A 17,766-nucleotide genomic window follows, 5' to 3' on the forward strand; every position below is an offset into this window, starting at 1 on the left:
GGCTGGCGGCAGGGCTCAGCCCGCCACTTCCTTCTTCTTCCGCTCGGCGGCATGCACCAGCAGCGGCTTGGCACCACCCTGCACGACCTCCTCGTTCACCACGACCTCCTGCACGCCTTCCATGCCGGGCAGTTCGAACATGGTATCCAGCAGGATGTCCTCCATGATCGACCGCAGGCCCCGCGCGCCGGTCTTGCGCTTGATCGCGCGCTTGGCGATCGCCGACAGCGCGTCGGCGGTGAAGGTCAGGTGGACCCCCTCGATGTCGAACAGCCGCTGGTACTGCTTCACCAGCGCGTTCTTCGGCTCGGTCAGGATCTGCACCAGCGCCGCCTCGTCAAGGTCGGTCAGCGTGGCGATCACCGGCAGGCGGCCGACGAATTCGGGGATCAGCCCGAACTTCAGCAGGTCCTCGGGCTCCAGCTCGCCGAACAGCTCGCCCGCCCCCCGCGCATCCGGGTCCTTCACCTGCGCGCCGAACCCGATGGCCGAGCCCTTGTTGCGCTGCGCGATGATCTTCTCCAGCCCGGCGAAGGCGCCGCCGCAGATGAACAGGATGTTTGTCGTATCCACCTGCAGGAATTCCTGCTGCGGATGCTTGCGCCCGCCCTGCGGGGGCACGGAGGCAACCGTGCCCTCCATGATCTTCAGAAGCGCCTGCTGCACCCCCTCGCCCGACACGTCGCGGGTGATCGAGGGGTTGTCCGACTTGCGCGTGATCTTGTCGACCTCGTCGATGTAGACGATGCCGCGCTGCGCCCGTTCCACATTGTATTCGCTGGCCTGCAACAGCTTCAGGATGATGTTCTCGACATCCTCGCCCACATAGCCCGCCTCGGTCAGCGTGGTCGCATCCGCCATGGTAAAGGGCACATCGAGGATGCGCGCCAGCGTCTGCGCCAGCAGCGTCTTGCCGGTGCCGGTGGGGCCGATCAGCAGGATGTTCGACTTGGCCAGTTCCACATCCGTCTTGGACGAATGGTTCAGCCGCTTGTAGTGGTTGTGCACCGCAACCGACAGCACGCGCTTGGCATGCATCTGGCCGATCACGTAATCGTCCAGCACCTTGCAGATCTCGCGCGGGGTCGGCACGCCGTCGCTGGATTTCAGCCCGGTCGTCTTGGTCTCTTCCCGGATGATGTCCATGCACAGCTCGACGCATTCGTCGCAGATGAACACGGTGGGCCCGGCGATCAGCTTGCGCACCTCGTGCTGGCTCTTGCCGCAGAAAGAGCAATACAGGGTGTTCTTGCTGTCGCTGCCCGAATTCGTCGCCATGCGTCGCCCTTCCGTCGCCGTTCTGGAAGCCTAGGACAAACCCCTGACCGCCACAATCCGAAATGCGGGCGGCACCGGCCGCCCGTCACATCCGCGTCACTTGCCCGGGTCGTCTGCCTTGCCGCGCGGCATCAGGATCTCGTCGATCAGACCCCAGGCCTTGGCATCCTCGGCCGACATGAAGTTGTCGCGCTCCAGCGCCGCCTCCACGGTTTCCAGCGGCTGGCCCGTGTGCTTCACATAGATCTCGTTCAGCCGCCGCTTCAGCTTCTCCGTCTCGCGGGCGTGGATCATGATGTCCGTCGCCTGCCCCTGATAGCCGCCGCTGGGCTGGTGCACCATGATCCGGCTGTTCGGCAGGCTGAACCGCATGCCCTTCTCCCCCGCCGTCAGCAGAAGCGATCCCATGCTGGCCGCCTGCCCGATCACCAGCGTGCTGACCTTGGGCTTGATGTACTGCATCGTGTCATAGATCGACAGGCCGCTGGTCACCACGCCGCCGGGGCTGTTGATGTACATGCTGATTTCCTTCGACGGGTTCTCCGCCTCCAGGAACAGCAGCTGCGCGCAGATCAGGCTCGACATCCCGTCATGCACGGGACCGCCCAGAAAGATGATCCGCTCCTTCAGCATCCTGGAATAGATGTCATAGGCGCGTTCCCCCCGGCTCGTCTGCTCGACGACCATCGGGACGAGGGTGTTCATGTAGTGGTCAACCGGATCGCGCATGGCCTGCCTCGTGCCTCTCGGGGTTTCCTATCGCTCGTCTCTTGCCAGAGTCTTAGTGGTGCGCCCGGGGGGCTGCAAGGGCACCCCCCGCGCTGCGGCCCGATCCGGCCGTTCCCGCCGCCCCTGTGCCCCCCGGGTGCCGGTTCCACAGGCGGGCGCGAACAGGCTTGCCCCGTCCCCGCCCGCTATCCATGCTCAAATCCTGCAGTGGAGCCACAGCATGTTGATCTCGCGTCTGCCAGCCTTCATCGCTGCCAGCGACGAATGCCAACCAGGCCGACGACTACGCCCCCACCTGGGACACCTACGCGAACCATTCGCAGGCAAGCGTCGTGCCGCTGGACGCGGCGCGCGGCAGGAAACGCCCCGGCTGACGCCCGGCCACCCTGCATCGGGGCGACCCGGCGGCAGCCGGGTCTGTCGTTTGTCTAGACAACTTGTCGGGACGGATGCCAGACGCGCGCCATACGCGGAACAGACGCAAACCAGACGGGGTTTTTCAGCCTTTCCAGTGGCTTGACAGCGAACGCCCGACGATCCTACCGCGCCAGCACAATCTCCGCCCGCAGCCCCCCCAGCGCGGCGCTTTCCCCCAGCCGCAACGCCCCTCCATGGCTGCGCGCCACATCCGCCGCGATGGCCAGCCCCAGCCCCACGCCCCCCCCCCGGTTCGGGTCGCGCGCGTCGTCCAGCCGCATGAAGGGGGTCATCGCCGCCTCGCGCCGATCGGCCGGGATGCCCGGTCCGTCATCCTCGACCACCAGACGCAGCGACCGTTCGCCAAAGATCACCGACACCTCGGCGCGGGTGCCGTAACGCACTGCATTTCCAATCAGATTCTCCAGTGCCCGCTGCATCGCCTGAACCCGCAGCCGGACCCGGCCGCCACCCTCGACACCGGCCAGCCGCACCGCCTGCCCACCCCGCTCGGCATTCTCGACGACGCGGCGCACCAGGTCGGCCGGGTCGGTCTCTTCCGGCTCCTCCATGGCATCGCCCCGGGCAAAGGCCAGGAACTCGTCCACCAGCCGCTGCATCTGCGCCACGTCCGCCTGAAGCGCACGTGTCTCCTCGTCATCCGGCAGCATCGCCAGCCCCAGCCGCAACCGCGTCAGCGGCGTCCGCAGATCGTGGCTCACCCCCGACAGCATCAGCGTCCGCTGCTCGATCTGCCGCTCGATCCGCCCCCGCATGTCCAGAAACGCCACCCCCGCAGCCCGCACCTCGGTCGCGCCCCGGGGACGATAGGGCAGGTGCTGGCCCTTGCCGAAGGCATCCGCCGCTGCCGCCAGCCGCGTGATCGGGCGCAACTGCGCACGCAGGAAATAGTAGGCAACCAGCGTCATCAGCACAGATGTAGCGATCATCAGCACCAGAAGCTGATGGGGGTTCGAGGCCGACACGCGCCGCCGCGGCACCGTCACAGCCAGCGGCCCCTTGTTCGTCGCCACCGCCAGCCGCACCTCGCGCGGGCTCTCCCGCAGGGTGATGCCCAGAATGCCCGGCAGGCCCTCCCGCATGCCCGCCAGCACTTCGCCCCCCGACACATCCCAGAACGGCGGCTGCATCGCCGCCGGAACCTCGGCTGCGGGCAGGCTGACCGCCAGCCCCAGCAAGGCCGCCGCCCGCGCCGCCTCGACCTGCGCCGCCGCCAGATCCGGCGCCGCCTCGACCTGCGCGACCAGCAGCGCGACCTCCTGCACCACCCCCGTGGTCATCTGCCGCGTCACGCCCTCGAAATGCCGCTGGATGAAGGCCAGCGACACCACAAGCTGGATCGCGACCACCGGCACGATCAGGATCAGCGCCGCCCGCCCGTAAAGGCTGCGGGGCAGCAGGTTTTTCATCGACAGCGCCATGGCAGCAGCGTAACCCTTTGGGGTCTTTGACGGAAGGGGGACCGAATGGCCGGCGGCAAGCTGCGGCGGGTGGTGGCGCCGAACCCCTCCGCCCTGACCGGACAGGGCACCAACACCTGGCTCGTCGGGCATGGTGAGGTGATCGTGATCGATCCCGGCCCGCAGATCCCCGCCCATCTGGACGCGATCCTGTCGGCGCTGTCGCCGGGCGAGACGGTCGCGCGGATTCTGGTAACCCACGCGCACAGCGACCATTCCCCGCTGGCCCGCGACCTGTCGCGGATCACCGGCGCGCCGGTCTGCGGCTTCGGCCCGCCCGATGCGGGACGCAGCGCCATCATGCGCGACCTTGCCGCCGCCGGCTTTTCGGGCGGCGGCGAGGGGGTCGACCCCGCCTTCGCGCCCGACATCCTGCTGGCCGAGGGCGACACGGTAACCGCGGGCGCCGTCACCCTGCGCACCCTGCACATCCCCGGGCATTTCGCCGGACATCTGGCCTTTGCCTGGGACGACCGGCTGTTCTCGGGCGATCATGTGATGGGCTGGGCCACCACGCTGGTATCGCCGCCCGATGGCGACATGGGCGCCTACATGGCTTCGCTCGAGCGTCTGGCCGCAGGGTCCTGGGCACGGTTCCACACCGGCCATGGCGACGATGTCACATCCCCGCTGGCGCGACTCGCGGAACTCGCCGCGCACCGGCGCGGACGCGAGGCGGCGATCCTCATGGCCCTGCGGGATGGCCCCGCCGATCTGGCCGCGCTGACCACCCGCGTCTATGCCGACACCGCCCCCGCCCTGCACCGCGCCGCCGCGCGCAACGCCTTCGCGCATCTGATCGACCTCTGGTCGCGCGACCGGATCACCGCCCGCCCCCAGCTCGCCACAGACGCGGTCTTTGCCCTGCGCTAACCCGGCACGATCCTGTCGATAGGTTCTGGACGCCCCCCGAATCGCTTGCTATATGCCCCCGGTGTTCCGGCGTAGCTCAGCGGTAGAGCAGTTGACTGTTAATCAATTGGTCGTAGGTTCGATCCCTACCGCCGGAGCCATAACCCCAAGTAGATCAGAGATTTACGAGACACCTCAGCGAGGTGGCTCAGGGGGTGTTTGGCGTTAGTAAGCGCATAGTAAGCAGTTTTGCGCTCACACTTGTTTGCGTGATTTGGTATGAAACCAAGGCAAATCCACCCGGTCAGTGCGAAAGTTATGAAATTCGACGATCCATACTATGAGCGTTTGCGGACTTTTCTTAACGCTTCCAACAGCGAGACAGATCGCGGAAGAGCCCTAGTTGCGGCGTCACTCATAGAAGAAATGTTAGAAGAGGTCTTGCGTGGCTTTCTCCTAGAAGGCGCTGCGACCAAAAGCCTTTTTGACGGTCCTAACGCTCCGCTTTCGACCTTCTCGGCGAAGTCGAGCGCAACCCGTGCACTCGGCTTGATCTCAAGATCAGAGTATCAGGACATAGAGGGAGTGCGCAAAATACGGAATGCCTTCGCGCACAGTGTTCTAGTTTCGTTTGAAGATCAAAAGATATGCAGTTGGGTGGCTGCCCTCAAAACTGGTATGTCGATGCTCGACGCACTGGAGAAGGGTCATCCCTCACGGGCCGATAACCCAAAGCAGCGTTTTGGCATGGTTACGACAAGCCTCGTTTCAGCCTTATACAATCGCGCCCACTATACCAAAAAGTCAAAGTTAGAAGAGCGGCACTGGCCCAAGTAGCTGCTATAGTGCTAACGCAAATCAACGTTCACCCGGTCCAGCTTGGGTGCAAGATCGTGGATCGTGGCCAGAGTTTCGGTGCCGAACTCCCCCTTGCGGCAATCATCGGCCGCCCGCACCAGCATGAACAGGTCGGCATGGGTTAGCCCGGCTTCAAGGAGGTCGGCAAGCCGGGCTTTCACAAGCCAGTCCAGAAGCGCGGCAAGGGTCTGGCCGAGTTCATCGGCGCTAGCTCCCTCTCGGTGCATGGGGGGCGGAGAGGGCATCGGCCTAGGCTTTGCGAATCACGGGGGCGTCAGTATCGGCCAGCGACGTGCAGACATAGCGGATGCAGGTCGCCAGCACGTCGGACGAATGGACGCTGTTGATTTGGTAGAAACCGCGCGAAAGTTCCTGGGCCGAACGGTTCAGGCGTCCGGCGTCCGGCGTCCGGCCTGCACGGGGCGCCGCTGTTCTGCCTTCGTGCGGACGGGGTTGACGGCCGCAGGTCCTCGGGAAGTCGGGCGCTGCACCGGGCGGCATCGCGCCACCGGAGGCAGGCAGGGGCAAGTCCGGCTGGCGCAGCCCCAACCGATCACGCCCGGCGGCCAGGGCTGGGCAGCCATCGGCGGGCGGCCGGCCCGTCACCGGAGGCGGCGGCCTTCCGCGTCGAAGCGGAACGTCCGGAGCGGATCGGGGGTCAGGTGGACGGCCTCGCCCACCGTGAAGTCGTGTTCGCCGAACTGGCGGACCGTCAGCAGGCCATGCGGTTCGGCATGGACATAGACCAGCGTTTCGCCGCCCAGTTTCTCGACATGGCTCACCTGCCCCGGGATCGTGCCGCCGGCGCGCGACAGGACAAGGTGCTCGGGCCGCACGCCCAGGGTCGCGGCCATGTCTCCCAGTGCCAGGCCGTTCAGGAAATTCATCTGCGGGCTGCCGATGAAGCCCGCGACAAAGGTGTTGTCGGGGTCGTTGTAGAGGTGCATGGGCGCGCCCGCCTGCTCGACCTTTCCGGCACGCAGCACCACGATCCGGTCTGCCAGAGTCATCGCCTCGACCTGATCGTGGGTGACATAGATCATCGTTGCGCCAAGGTCGCGGTGCAGCCGGGCGATCTCGATCCGGGTGGCAACCCGCAGTGCGGCATCCAGGTTGGACAGCGGTTCGTCGAACAGGAACAGCTTGGGCCGCCGGACGATCGCCCGCCCGATCGCGACGCGCTGCCGCTGTCCGCCCGACAGTTCGGCGGGGCGGCGATCCATCAGCGGGCCGAGGGCCAGCATGCCCGCCGCCTTGTCGGTGGCCAGCGCGATTTCGGCCCGGGGCACCCCGGCCTGCCTGAGCGCAAGGCCCATGTTGTCGCGCACCGTCAGGTGCGGATAAAGCGCGTAGGACTGGAACACCATGGCGAGCTCGCGCCGCGCGGGGGAGACATCGTTGACGCGGCGGCCGTCCAGCAGGATGTCGCCGCCGGTGGCATCCTCAAGCCCCGCAATGATCCGCAGCAGCGTGGACTTGCCGCAGCCCGAGGGGCCGACGAAGACACAGAATTCGCCTTCGGCCACCTCCAGATCGACGCCCTTGATGACATCGGTCGCGCCGAACGACTTGGTGACGGATTTCAGGGTCAGGGCACCCATGGTCGGCTCCTACATGGCTATGGGAAGACGGGGTTTCACACCCCCGCATCCCCGCTGGGATACTACGGGACAGGCGACGCGCGCGTTGACGTCAGAGCTTCACGGCAAGGCCCGTGCGTACGCTCTCATCAGCGGCAATGCACACGGCAAGCGAGCGCACGGCATCCTGAAGGTGGCGTGCAAGATCAAGGTCTTCGGTGATCGCGCGGGCGACGAAGGCCTGTTCCCGGTCACACAGCGCCTGATGGCCCGGCTCATCGGCCATGCTGAGATCCTCGTCGGGGCGACCCACCCGATGGATGCGGAGCGCCGAGGTCCTCGTGTGGGTGTCGTGGTCGTCCGACCGTGCGCTTTCCGGCATGCGGATCGACACCGCGCCATTCGGGCTGATGACATCCTTCACGAAAAAGGCCGTATCGCTCATCATCGGGCCCCAGCCGGCTTCGTACCAGCCGACCGAGCCATCCGCGAACAGCACCTGGAAATGGCCGTAGTTGTACATGTCCGGCGCGATCTCGTCGGACAGGCGAAGGCCCATCCCGCGCACCTCGACCGGGGCGGCATCCGTGATCTGGCACATTACGTCGACATAGTGCACGCCGCAGTCGACGATGGGGCTGGTCGTCTGCATCAGCGCCTTGTGGACCTCCCATGTCGGGCCACTGGACTGCTGGTTCAGGTTCAGCCGGAAGACATACGGCCCGCCAAGCGCGCGCGCCTCGGCGATCAGCCGAATCCATGACGGATGATGCCGCAGGATATAGCCGACCACGACCTTGCGCCCGGTGCGGGCGGCGCAATCCGCCACACGCCGCGCATCGGCAACGGTGGTGGCCAGCGGCTTCTCGACAAAGACATGCGCGCCCGCCTCCATCGCCGCCACGGCGAAATCGGCGTGGCTGTCGGAATAGGTGGCGACGCAGACAAGATCGGGGCGCAGGCGTTCCAGGGCCTCGTGGAAGTCGGACGTGACAGGATAGCCGCGCAGCGCGTCCGGCAGCTCGACCGGCGATCGGTTCACCAGCCCGGCAATCCGGAACGCGGGATCGGCGTGATAGGCAAGCGCATGGCTTTTCCCCATGGTACCCAGCCCGGCAACAAGAACGCGGATCATTTCACGGCTCCCGCAGTGATCCCGCGGATCAGTTGCCGCGAGAAGATGAGATAGAGGACAAGCACCGGCAGGATGGCGAGCGACAGCGCCGCCAGCACCGCGTTCCAGTTGGTGACGAACTGCCCGATAAAGACCTGGCTGCCCAGCGTGATGGTCTTGGTCGCTTCGGCCGGGGCCAGGATCAGCGGGAACCACAGGTCGTTCCAGATCGGGATCATGGTGAACACGGCCACCGTGGCCATGGCGGGCCGCACCAGCGGCAGCACCAGCGAAAAAAAGATGCGGTACTCCGACAATCCGTCGATGCGGCCCGCGTTCTTCAGGTCATCCGACACGCTGCGCATGAATTCCGACAGGATGAACACGGCAAGCGGCAGGCCCTGCGCGGTGTAGACAAGGATCAGTGCCGTCAGCGTGTTCACAAGCCCGCCCGCCACCATGATCTCGAGGATCGCCACGGTGCCAAGCCGGATCGGAATCATGATGCCGAGCGCCAGATACAGGCCCATGACCAGATTGCCCCGGAACCGGTATTCCGACAGCGCGAAGGCTGCCATCGCACCGAACAGCAGCACGAAGAACAGCGAGGCCACGGTCACGATCATCGAATTCTGGAAGTAGAGAATGAAGTCACCCTGCTTCAGGACCGTGGCATAGCCGATGGCATCGAAGTTCGATGGCGAGGGCAGCGCCAGCGGATCGGCGAAGATCGCACGACGCGACTTGAAGCTGTTGATCACGATGACGAACACCGGGAACAGCGCGATCACCGTGTAGGTCAGCAGGACCGCATGGGCGGCGATGCTGCGCGACAATGTTGTGCGTGCGGCCATGTCTGCCCCCGATTCAGAACTGATAGCGGCGCAGCCGCGTCTGGATGCCGAACAGATAGACGCAGACGCCCACCAGGATGATCGCGAACATCGCGGTCGCGATGGTTGCACCCATGTGCGGATCGCCAAGCTGCAGCTGGAACCCGAAGAATGTGCGGTACAGGAACGTGCCCAGGATATCGGTGGCGAAGTTCGGGCCCGCCAATGCGCCCTGGCTGACGTAGATCAGGTCGAAGGCGTTGAAATTTCCTACGAATGTCAGGATGCTGATGATCCCGATCGAGGGCAGGATCAGGGGCAGCTGGATGCGGCGGAACCGTGACCAGCCGGTGATGCCGTCCATCTCGGCCGCTTCCATCACCTCGTCCGGGATCGACAGCAGCGCCGCGTAGATCAGCATCATGGGTATGCCCACGAACTGCCATACCGAAATCAGGGCCAGAGTGGTCAGTGCCGTCTCCTCGCGTCCCAGCCAGGGCGCGAAAAGGCTTTTCAGGCCGATCATGTCGAGCATTCCCGGGGCGATGCCCCAGATCGGCGACAGGATCAGTTTCCAGACGAATCCCACGATGACGAAGGACAGGATCGTCGGAATGAAGATCGCCGTGCGATAGAAGGCGGCCATCCGCAGACGGGGCGACGACAGCAGCGCCGCAAGCGCCACGCCGACGGGATTCTGCACCAGCATGTGAACCAGGAAGAACCAGGCATTGTTGCCGAGCGCGTTCCAGAACGCGCCCGACCAGCGTTCGTCACCGAACAGCGTGGCAAAGTTCGCAAGCCCCACGAACTGCCGCGCGCCGTCGACCCGGTTGAACAGCGCGAGATTCAGCGTGCCGAACAGCGGCACGATCATGATCGCGGTATAGACCAGCACCGCCGGGGCCAGAAACACGGCAATGTGCCAGCGCACGGGCTTTCGCAAAGCCATGTCCCTTCCCCCTTACAGTCAGGATGCCGGTGGTGGTGGTGGCGGGCGCGAGCGAACCCGCGCCCGTCGCCGTCACTGCTGCGGTGCGTACCAGGCTGCGAGACCCGCCTGCAGCCGCTCGGCAGCCGCCTCGGGTGTCTCCGACCCGCGGATCACGTTGGCCGATGCGTTCCAGGTCTCGTTTTCCAGGTTCGGCGTGCCGCGCGACAGGATCTGATAGGTCGACCGGATGGTCGACTGGCACTTGCCGCGCCAGGACACGAACTCCTGCGCCAGCGGGTCCTGCATCTCGACCGGCGTCGCGTTGAGCGAGAAGAACCCGGGCAGCGCGTTGGCATAGAGCATCGCGAATTCCGGGCTGCCCACCCATTCCAGGAATACCCGGCCGGCCTCGGCATTTGGCGACTTAGCGTTGAGGCCGATGGCGATGTCGGTGTGGTCGCTGATGTAGCAGGTATCGCCCGCAGCCTGCACCGGCGGCGGGAACGCACCCATCTTGAACCCGGCCTGCGTGTTGAACCCGCTGATTTCCCACGATCCGGCAGGATAGATGGCGGCGCGGCCCAGGGTGAACAGGTTCTGGCTGTCCGGATAGGTCTGCGCCTCGAACCCGTCGCCCAGGTAATCCTTCCATTTCGCGAGGCTGCGGAACGGTGCGACCCAGGCATCGTCGGTCAGCTTCTGCTCGCCCTTGATCAGCGCAAGGCGCCCCTCTTCGCCCTTCCAGAAATTCGGCCCGATGTTGTTGTAGCCCATCGTGGCGGCTTCCCACTGGTCGTTCGTGCCCATGGCCAGCGGAATGTAGCCGCCGTGCGCCTTGAACTTGTCGAGCGCGGCGAAGAACTCGGCCTCGGTCGCCGGAACCTCGACGCCCACCTCGGCAAAGGCGTCGGCGTTGTAGATGAAGCCATGGATGACGCTGGCCATGGGAACGCAGAACGTCGCGGCGCCGTCATCGGTCTGCCAGGCCGATTTCGCGACGGGGCTGAAGTTCGCCATCGCGGCCAGATCCGTCAGATCGGCCAGATGCCCGTCATTGTACAGTTGCAGCGAGGCATCGAAGGGACGGCAGGTGATCAGGTCGCCCGCCGAACCGGCGGCAAGCTTGGAGTTCAGCACGGCATTGTATTCGGCCGGCGCCGAGGGCGCGAAGATCACCTTGATGCCGGGATTTGCGGCCTCGAACGCCGGGATGATGGCATCCTGCCAGATCGACAGGTCGTCGTTGCGCCAGCTCTCGATGGTCAGCGTGGTCTGCGCATGCGCCGCGCCACCCAGCACCGTCGAGGCCAGAAGGGCCATGCGGATCGTTCGTGTCATTGTCGTCTCCCTGTTGAGCGGGCGCTTCGGCCCCGCGTTTGAACCCTAGAGATGCGGCGCCAGGTGCCCGCCACTGGTCGCCAAAGCCGCCCGGGCGGCATCCGGCGCATGGCCGCGTGCAACCAGTACGGCAGGCTTGACGGCGCCATCGGTCGCCACAAGCGCGGCGCGCGCCGTGCCCTCGTCGGCGCCCGAGATTGCCGCCACGATGCGGGCAGCACGCCCGGCCAGCTTGGCATTGTCGGCAACAACGTCCACCATGTAGCCGTCATGCACGGCACCCAGGCGGATGCCCACCAGCACCGACAGCATGTTGAGCGCGACCTTCTGCGCGGTGGCGGCCCCCATCCGGGTGGAGCCGGAAATCACCTCGGCCCCGGTCTCGATCAGCACCGGATGGTGTGCGGTTTCCAGCAGGCGTGACCCCGGAACCGAAGCCATGCCGATCAGCGTGGCACCCGCCGCCCGTGCCGCCTCGGCGACGGCAAGCGTGTAGGGCGTCGATCCCGAGGCCGAGACGCAGATCACCGCATCCCGCGCGTTCAGGCCCAGCGCCGCCACCTCGGCACGGGCGGCGTCTCCGTCATCCTCGACCCCGCCGCGCATGTGCATCAGCGCCGCCGCGCCGCCCGCAAACAGCACCGGTGTCCGTTCGGGCGCGATCCCGAAGGTTCCGGCGAGCTCCAGCGCATCTGCCAGCGCCATCAACCCTGACGAGCCCGCACCGGCATAGGCCATCCGCCCGCCCCCGGCCAGCGCAGCGCCAGCAGCCTCGGCGGCGTCGGTCAGGGCCGGAATCGCGGCGCCGATTGCCGCGACCGCCATCGCCTGCGCCGACAGGCAGTCGGCCAGCACCTGCGCGGCCGGACGGGCATGGATGCCCACCGATGCCGGATGCCGCGCCTCTGTCGGTCTGCTGTCCATGCGATTCCCCCCGTGACCTCTTCATAATGCCAAAATAATACCAATTGTAAACCCCCATCGGATTTCCTGCTGATCTTGGCGGTTCCTGATCTGATTTCGGATCGGAACTTCCAAAATGGTATTTCTTTGGTATTATGTTGCCGAAGGGGGATTCGCATGGCGTTCTATCTGGGACTCGACGGTGGCGGCAGTGGATGCCGGGCGGCGGTAAGCGACGCCGCGGGCCGTGTGCTGGCCCGGGTCGAGGGCGGACCTGCCAACATCACCTCGGACGCCGAAGGTGCGGCGCGCAACATCCTGGACACTGCGCGCAGGGCGATGGCAGCGGCCGGAATCGATGTGATTGCAGGTGCCGCCATGGGATTGGCCGGAGCGAACGCCACAGGTGCCAGCGAACGGCTGCGCGCCGCCCTGCCCTTCGCACCGCTGCGGATCGAGACCGACGCCGTGACCGCCACGCTCGGCGCGCTTGGCGGGCGGGACGGAATCGTGGCGGCGATCGGGACGGGTTCGGTGTTCGCAAGTGCCGAGGGCGGGCGGATTCGGCAGATCGGCGGACGCGGCCTTGTCCTGGGTGACGAGGGGTCGGGTGCCTGGATGGGCCGCGCGGCCCTCGCCGCCGCGCTGCGGGCCGAGGACGGCCACGCGGCGCTGACCCCGTTTCTCTCGGCGCTGATCGCGGAACACGGGGGCAGCCTTGGCGTCATCGCCGCCGCCGGGACGGCGCGCCCTGCCGACTTTGCGGCCCTTGCCCCCCGCATTCTCGCGGCGGCGGCCGAGGATGTCGCGGCGGCGGCGATCCTCGCCGAAGCACTGCGCGAGGTTGCCGCGGCAATCGACATCCTGCAGGCGGGCCGCGCGCTGCCCGTCGTGTTCCTGGGCGGCCTCGGCCCTGCATTCCGCGACCGCCTGGCAGGGCGCTGGCCGGTGGCAGAACCGCTGGGCAGCGCATTGGACGGCGCGCTGATGCTGGCGCGGGGGGCGGCGTGATGGACCGCATCTTCTCTGCCGAGGGATTTGACGACACCGGCGCAGGGCCGCTTTACCTGCAGCTGCACCGGCGCATCGCGCAGGGTATCGCCGAAGGGCGGCTGAAACCCGGCGACAGCCTGCCGCCCGAACGCGACATGGCGGCGCTGACGGGGCTGAGCCGGGTGACAATCCGCAAGGCGGTGCAGGCGCTTGTCGCCGATGGCGCGCTGACGCAGCGACGCGGTTCGGGCACCTTCGTCGCCCCGCGCGTCGAGCGGCTGGAACAGGCGCTGTCGCTGCTGACCTCGTTCACCGAAGACATGGCGCGGCGCGGCAAGGCTGTCGAGAGCCGCTGGATTTCGCGCAGCATCGCCGCCCCCGCCCCGGAAGAGGTGATGGCCCTTGGCCTGCGCGCGGGCGACCGGGTGGCGCGACTGGATCGCGTGCGGTCGTCCGACGGTGTGCCGCTGGCCATCGAGCGGGCGTCGATTCCCACCTGGGCGCTGCCCGATCCCGAGATCGTCGAGGCCTCGCTCTACGCGGTTCTGCAGGCGCGCGGCATGCGCCCGGTGCGGGCGGTGCAGCGCATATCGGCCGCGAACCTCGCCGCGCGCGATGCCGATCTGCTGGGCGTGGCGCCTGGCGCCGCCGGGTTGCGGATCGAACGCATCGGGCATCTGGCCTCTGGCCGGGTGGTCGAACTGACCCGCTCGCTCTATCGCGGCGACGCCTATGACTTCGCCGTCGAACTCACCCTTGCGCCACAGGACGCAGGCCAGGAAAGGACACCCGCATGACCGATACGCACATGGCGCGCGAGGTCGCCGAGATCCCGCAGGCCGCCGCCCGGTTCCTTGCCAAGGCGCGAGGCCAGGTTGGCGCCGCTGCAGCCGCGCTGCGGGCCGTCGACCCCGGCCTGATCGTGACCGTCGCCAGGGGATCGTCGGATCATGCCGCCACCTACCTGAAATATGCCGTGGAGCTTTCGGCCGGTATTCCGGTTGCTTCGGTTGGTCCCTCGGTCGCGTCGATCTACCGCCGTCCGCTGCGCCTGACCGGGGCGGCCTGCATCGGCATCTCGCAATCCGGCCAGAGCCCTGACATCGTCGAGATGATGCGCGCGGCGGGTGCCGGGGGGGCCCTGACGCTTGCGCTGACCAATCACGGCGAAAGCCCGATGGGGCGCGCCGTGGCGCATGCGATCCCGCTGATGGCGGGCCCGGAACGGTCGGTCGCCGCCACCAAGACCTTCGTCGCCTCGGTTCTGGCGGGTCTGGCGCTCGTGGCCGAGTGGCAGGAGGACAACGCGCTGCGTTCCGCCCTGTCGAACCTTCCCGACGCCCTTTCGGCGGCGCTTGCGCTCGACTGGTCGGCGCTTGAGGACCGGCTGGCGGTCGCGCAGTCGCTCTATGTTCTCGGGCGTGGTCCGGCGTTTGCGATCGCCTGCGAGGCGGCCCTGAAGGGCAAGGAAACCTGCGGCCTGCATGCCGAGGCCTATTCGGCCGCCGAGGTGCTGCACGGTCCGGCCGCCATCGTGCATGCGCGGTTTCCGGTGCTGGCGCTCGGCGTCGACGATGCCGCGCTGCCGCAGGTCGGCGCGACGGCGGAACGGCTGGCGGCGCAGGGGGCGGACGTCTTCATCACCGGGGTCCAGGTGCCCGGCGCGGCAACGCTGCCCTCGGTGCCGGGGCTGCACCCGATGGTTGCGCCGCTGGTGATGGCAACCGCCTGGTATCGTTTCGTCGAGGCACTGGCGCGGCGACGCGGCTATGACCCCGACACGCCACCCCACCTGCGCAAGGTGACGGAGACGGTCTGATGCCAGCCTTCACCCTTGTCGGGGCCGATGTCTTCGACGGCACGGTGCTGCACCCTGGTGCCGGGCTGGCCGTCGAGGATGGCGAGATCGCGGCGATCCTGCCGCCCGGGGCCCCGCCGATGGGCCCGGCGGTTCGGCTGGACGGCGGGACGCTGGCGCCGGGCTTCCTGGATCTCCAGGTGAACGGCGGCGGTGGCTGGCAGGTCGACGGCACGGCAACCGCCGACCGGATTGCCGGTCTTTGTCAGGTCCACGCCCGGCTGGGCGCGACGGGCATCCTGCCCACCCTGATCACCGACACGCCACAGGCAACCGCGCGCGTCATCGCGGCCGGATCAGCCGCGGCGCGGGCGCGGGTTCCGGGTTTCCTGGGGCTGCACCTCGAAGGCCCGCATCTCGACCCGCGGCGCAAGGGTGCGCATGACCCTGCCCTGATCCGCCCGATGACCGACGATGACCTCGCGGCGCTGATCGCGGCCCGCGGCGCCCTGCCCGCGCTGATGGTGACACTGGCCCCCGCGGCCGCGACACCCGCGCAGATCGCGCGGCTTGCGGCGGCCGGGGTGACCGTCAGCCTGGGCCATGCCGATTGCACGCTGGCCGAGGCCAGCGCCGCCATGGCGGCGGGAGCGGCCTGCGCCACCCATCTGTTCAACGCGATGTCGCCCCTTGGCCATCGCGAGCCCGGACTGGTCGGCGCCATCCTGTCGTCGGACCTGCCGGCCGGTCTGATCGCCGACGGGATCCATGTGGTAGGCGAGACGTTGCGCGTGGCGCTCGCCGCGCGGCCCGACGGGCTGTTCCTGGTCTCCGACTGCATGGCCTTTGCAGGGTCCGGCCTGACCGAGATCACACTGGGCGGGCGTCGCATCCTGCGACGGGGGGGGCAACTGACGCTTGAGGATGGCACCCTGGCGGGGGCAGACCTGACGCTGCCGCGCGCCGTTTCGGTTCTGGCGTCGCTCGGCGTGCCGCTTGCCCGGATCCTGGCCATGGTCACGACGACACCCGCCCGGCTGATCGGGGCTGCGGCGGGCCGCCTCGGCCCGGGTTGCCGTGCCGATCTGGTGCATCTTGCCCCCGACCTGTCGCTTGCCGCTGTCTGGCGCGGGGGCGTCCCGCTGACGCACTGATCGGCCCGTCGGGCGATCTGTTCGGGCCGGGCGACGACGGGGCGGGGTGAAGGGCGCGGGGTGAAATGGTGCCCCCTGTCTGGATTGAACAGACGACCTACCGCTTACAAGGCGGTTGCTCTACCGCTGAGCTAAGAGGGCACGGCTGCGGGGATAGCATTCTGCCTTCTGCGGTGCAATCCCGGTGCCGGGGCCGCGCAAACCGCCCGGTGGCGGCGGAAAACCGTTCCCCTGCCGCCGAACATGCGGCATGCTGGCGCCAGCCCCCCGCCAAACCGGACCGCTGCCGATGACGCGCCACGATTCCTCGCTGACACCCCTGCAGGAACTGCGGGCCAATGTGGACACGCCGTTTTCCCAGGCGCTCGCGATGCCGAAGTCGGTCTATGTGTCGCCCGATTTCGCGGCCCTGGAACAGCAGCACATCTTCGCGCGGGAATGGCTCTGCGCGGGCCGGGCCGAGGCTTTGCCGAACCCCGGCGACTATCTGACGATGACAATCGCGGGCGAGCCGGTGATCGTGCTGCGCGACGGTTCGGGCGCGCTTCGGGCCATGTCGAACGTCTGCCGGCACCGGATGTCGACGCTGCTGGAAGGCCGGGGGAACGTGCGGTCGATCGTCTGCCCCTATCACGCCTGGACCTACAACCTGGACGGCACGCTGCGGGGGGCGCCGGCGATGGCGCTGAACGATGCCTTCTGCCGCGACCGGATCGCGCTGCCGCGGGTGCGCTGCGTCGACTGGCAGGGCTGGATCATGGTGACGCTGAACCCCGACGCACCCGACCCGGCCGCGCGGTTGGCGGATGTCGAGGCGCTGGTCGGGAAGTACCGGATGCAGGACTATGTCGAGGCGTTCCGGGAGGAGTTCGACTGGAACACGAACTGGAAGGTGCTGGCCGAGAACTTCATGGAAAGCTACCACCTGCCGGTCTGCCACGCCGGCACCATCGGGCCCACGGTCGACCTGCTGAAGATGACCTGCCCCGAGGGGCTGCCCGCGTTCAACTATCACTACATCATCAAGAACGACGCGCTTGACCTGACGCTGGCGCATCCGTCGAACACCACGCTGCAGGGGGATGACAGGCGCACGACCTGGCTGCTGTCGATCTATCCGGCGCTCCTGATCACGCTGTCGCCGGGTTATTTCTGGTACCTGTCGCTGACGCCGGAGGGGCCGGGGCGGGTGCATGTCCTGTTCGGCGGCGGACTTGCCCCGGAATTCGTCGAGGACCCGAAGGCGCGCGAGCATTTCGCGCGGCTGAAGGCGCTGCTGGACGATGTGAACGTCGAGGACAAGGGCTGCGTGGAGCGGGTCTATCGCGGGCTGTGTGCCGGGCTTTCGGACCCCGGACCGCTGAGCCATCTGGAGCGTCCGAATTATGACTTCGCGCGCTATGTGGCGGGGATGATGCCGGGGGGCTAGCCAGGCGTCCCACCGTGGGACGCTTTTCGAACCCAGCAATATCAATGGCTTGACACTTCCGTCTTAACCATTTCT

At 67.2% G+C, this 17,766-nt stretch carries 17 protein-coding genes and 2 tRNA genes; 8 read left to right on the forward strand and 11 right to left on the reverse strand.

The features are described from left to right. Positions 1-15: 15 nt before the first annotated feature. The 3 genes from clpX to KF887_17170 all read right to left on the reverse strand — a co-directional run bounded on the left by clpX (position 16) and on the right by KF887_17170 (position 3,866). Complete coding sequence (clpX, locus tag KF887_17160) at positions 16-1,278, reverse strand: ATP-dependent Clp protease ATP-binding subunit ClpX (protein ID QYK41090.1); 1,263 nt, start codon at positions 1,276-1,278, stop codon at positions 16-18. 96 nt (positions 1,279-1,374) lie between these two features. Beyond that, on the reverse strand, positions 1,375-2,007 hold the full coding sequence (clpP, locus tag KF887_17165; protein QYK41091.1) for an ATP-dependent Clp endopeptidase proteolytic subunit ClpP: 633 nt from the start codon (positions 2,005-2,007) through the stop codon (positions 1,375-1,377). A 539-nt stretch (positions 2,008-2,546) separates the two neighbouring features. Next, positions 2,547-3,866, reverse strand: a complete 1,320-nt coding sequence (locus KF887_17170) for a HAMP domain-containing protein (protein ID QYK41092.1) — start codon at positions 3,864-3,866, stop codon at positions 2,547-2,549. 45 nt (positions 3,867-3,911) lie between these two features. Between KF887_17170 and KF887_17175 the strand changes: the two genes are divergently transcribed. The 3 genes from KF887_17175 to KF887_17185 all read left to right on the forward strand — a co-directional run bounded on the left by KF887_17175 (position 3,912) and on the right by KF887_17185 (position 5,594). Then, positions 3,912-4,778 carry an MBL fold metallo-hydrolase gene (locus tag KF887_17175; GenBank protein QYK41093.1) on the forward strand — a complete coding sequence of 289 codons (867 nt, stop codon included), beginning with the start codon at positions 3,912-3,914 and terminating at the stop codon, positions 4,776-4,778. Positions 4,779-4,843: 65 nt separating this feature from the next. Continuing rightward, positions 4,844-4,918: transfer RNA gene (locus KF887_17180), tRNA-Asn, on the forward strand. Between the two features lie 157 nt (positions 4,919-5,075). Then, positions 5,076-5,594, forward strand: a complete 519-nt coding sequence (locus KF887_17185) for a hypothetical protein (protein QYK41094.1) — start codon at positions 5,076-5,078, stop codon at positions 5,592-5,594. An 11-nt stretch (positions 5,595-5,605) separates the two neighbouring features. Here the strand turns inward: KF887_17185 and KF887_17190 are convergent, their stop codons facing one another. The 7 genes from KF887_17190 to KF887_17220 all read right to left on the reverse strand — a co-directional run bounded on the left by KF887_17190 (position 5,606) and on the right by KF887_17220 (position 12,338). Then, positions 5,606-5,842, reverse strand: a complete 237-nt coding sequence (locus KF887_17190) for a hypothetical protein (GenBank protein QYK41095.1) — start codon at positions 5,840-5,842, stop codon at positions 5,606-5,608. A gap of 375 nt (positions 5,843-6,217) precedes the next feature. Next, positions 6,218-7,216, reverse strand: a complete 999-nt coding sequence (locus tag KF887_17195) for an ATP-binding cassette domain-containing protein (GenBank protein QYK41096.1) — start codon at positions 7,214-7,216, stop codon at positions 6,218-6,220. A gap of 91 nt (positions 7,217-7,307) precedes the next feature. Next, complete coding sequence (locus KF887_17200) at positions 7,308-8,330, reverse strand: Gfo/Idh/MocA family oxidoreductase (GenBank protein QYK41097.1); 1,023 nt, start codon at positions 8,328-8,330, stop codon at positions 7,308-7,310. Beyond that, positions 8,327-9,163 carry a carbohydrate ABC transporter permease gene (locus KF887_17205; GenBank protein ID QYK41098.1) on the reverse strand — a complete coding sequence of 279 codons (837 nt, stop codon included), beginning with the start codon at positions 9,161-9,163 and terminating at the stop codon, positions 8,327-8,329. The genes KF887_17200 and KF887_17205 overlap by 4 nt, the downstream gene beginning before the upstream one ends. A 13-nt stretch (positions 9,164-9,176) precedes the next feature. Then, entirely contained in the window at positions 9,177-10,094 is a 918-nt protein-coding gene (locus KF887_17210; GenBank protein ID QYK41099.1) for a sugar ABC transporter permease, read from the reverse strand. A gap of 72 nt (positions 10,095-10,166) precedes the next feature. Next, positions 10,167-11,414: a carbohydrate ABC transporter substrate-binding protein gene (locus KF887_17215; protein QYK41100.1), complete on the reverse strand. Its 1,248-nt coding sequence runs from the start codon at positions 11,412-11,414 to the stop codon at positions 10,167-10,169. Positions 11,415-11,459: 45 nt separating this feature from the next. Further along, positions 11,460-12,338 carry an N-acetylmuramic acid 6-phosphate etherase gene (locus tag KF887_17220; protein QYK41101.1) on the reverse strand — a complete coding sequence of 293 codons (879 nt, stop codon included), beginning with the start codon at positions 12,336-12,338 and terminating at the stop codon, positions 11,460-11,462. Positions 12,339-12,494: 156 nt separating this feature from the next. Here KF887_17220 and KF887_17225 point away from each other — a divergent pair, with 156 nt between their 5' ends. From KF887_17225 to KF887_17240, 4 genes are read left to right on the forward strand one after another with little or no spacing between them, the layout of a single operon-like run. Beyond that, a complete protein-coding gene (locus KF887_17225) occupies positions 12,495-13,328 on the forward strand; it encodes an ATPase (GenBank protein ID QYK41102.1) in 834 nt (277 codons plus the stop codon). Further along, the gene (locus tag KF887_17230; GenBank protein QYK41103.1) at positions 13,328-14,107 is read left to right on the forward strand and encodes a GntR family transcriptional regulator; all 780 of its coding nucleotides are present in this window, start codon (positions 13,328-13,330) and stop codon (positions 14,105-14,107) included. The genes KF887_17225 and KF887_17230 overlap by 1 nt, the downstream gene beginning before the upstream one ends. Beyond that, the gene (locus tag KF887_17235) at positions 14,104-15,129 is read left to right on the forward strand and encodes an SIS domain-containing protein (GenBank protein QYK41104.1); all 1,026 of its coding nucleotides are present in this window, start codon (positions 14,104-14,106) and stop codon (positions 15,127-15,129) included. The genes KF887_17230 and KF887_17235 overlap by 4 nt, the downstream gene beginning before the upstream one ends. Continuing rightward, positions 15,129-16,262 carry an N-acetylglucosamine-6-phosphate deacetylase gene (locus KF887_17240; protein QYK41105.1) on the forward strand — a complete coding sequence of 378 codons (1,134 nt, stop codon included), beginning with the start codon at positions 15,129-15,131 and terminating at the stop codon, positions 16,260-16,262. Before KF887_17235 ends, KF887_17240 begins: the two co-directional genes overlap by 1 nt. Positions 16,263-16,328: 66 nt before the next feature. Here KF887_17240 and KF887_17245 read toward each other — a convergent pair. Then, positions 16,329-16,403, reverse strand: a tRNA-Thr gene (locus KF887_17245). Positions 16,404-16,551: 148 nt separating this feature from the next. Between KF887_17245 and KF887_17250 the strand changes: the two genes are divergently transcribed. Beyond that, positions 16,552-17,691 (forward strand): Rieske 2Fe-2S domain-containing protein, encoded by a 1,140-nt coding sequence (locus KF887_17250; protein ID QYK41106.1) that lies wholly within the window; start codon positions 16,552-16,554, stop codon positions 17,689-17,691. Positions 17,692-17,766 lie beyond the last annotated feature (75 nt).

The sequence above is a fragment of the Paracoccaceae bacterium genome, from assembly GCA_019454225.1.
GTDB lineage: Bacteria > Pseudomonadota > Alphaproteobacteria > Rhodobacterales > Rhodobacteraceae.

Coding starts and splice junctions, on each gene's coding strand:
- KF887_17225 (QYK41102.1), top strand. CDS start 12,495: ATGGCGTTCTATCTGGGACTCGACGGTGGCGGCAGTGGATGCCGGGCG.
- KF887_17235 (QYK41104.1), top strand. CDS start 14,104: ATGACCGATACGCACATGGCGCGCGAGGTCGCCGAGATCCCGCAGGCC.
- KF887_17210 (QYK41099.1), bottom strand. CDS start 10,094: ATGGCTTTGCGAAAGCCCGTGCGCTGGCACATTGCCGTGTTTCTGGCC.
- KF887_17190 (QYK41095.1), bottom strand. CDS start 5,842: ATGCACCGAGAGGGAGCTAGCGCCGATGAACTCGGCCAGACCCTTGCC.
- KF887_17200 (QYK41097.1), bottom strand. CDS start 8,330: ATGATCCGCGTTCTTGTTGCCGGGCTGGGTACCATGGGGAAAAGCCAT.
- KF887_17195 (QYK41096.1), bottom strand. CDS start 7,216: ATGGGTGCCCTGACCCTGAAATCCGTCACCAAGTCGTTCGGCGCGACC.
- KF887_17205 (QYK41098.1), bottom strand. CDS start 9,163: ATGGCCGCACGCACAACATTGTCGCGCAGCATCGCCGCCCATGCGGTC.
- clpP (QYK41091.1), bottom strand. CDS start 2,007: ATGCGCGATCCGGTTGACCACTACATGAACACCCTCGTCCCGATGGTC.
- KF887_17220 (QYK41101.1), bottom strand. CDS start 12,338: ATGGACAGCAGACCGACAGAGGCGCGGCATCCGGCATCGGTGGGCATC.
- KF887_17185 (QYK41094.1), top strand. CDS start 5,076: ATGAAATTCGACGATCCATACTATGAGCGTTTGCGGACTTTTCTTAAC.
- clpX (QYK41090.1), bottom strand. CDS start 1,278: ATGGCGACGAATTCGGGCAGCGACAGCAAGAACACCCTGTATTGCTCT.
- KF887_17175 (QYK41093.1), top strand. CDS start 3,912: ATGGCCGGCGGCAAGCTGCGGCGGGTGGTGGCGCCGAACCCCTCCGCC.
- KF887_17170 (QYK41092.1), bottom strand. CDS start 3,866: ATGGCGCTGTCGATGAAAAACCTGCTGCCCCGCAGCCTTTACGGGCGG.
- KF887_17230 (QYK41103.1), top strand. CDS start 13,328: ATGGACCGCATCTTCTCTGCCGAGGGATTTGACGACACCGGCGCAGGG.
- KF887_17240 (QYK41105.1), top strand. CDS start 15,129: ATGCCAGCCTTCACCCTTGTCGGGGCCGATGTCTTCGACGGCACGGTG.
- KF887_17215 (QYK41100.1), bottom strand. CDS start 11,414: ATGACACGAACGATCCGCATGGCCCTTCTGGCCTCGACGGTGCTGGGT.
- KF887_17250 (QYK41106.1), top strand. CDS start 16,552: ATGACGCGCCACGATTCCTCGCTGACACCCCTGCAGGAACTGCGGGCC.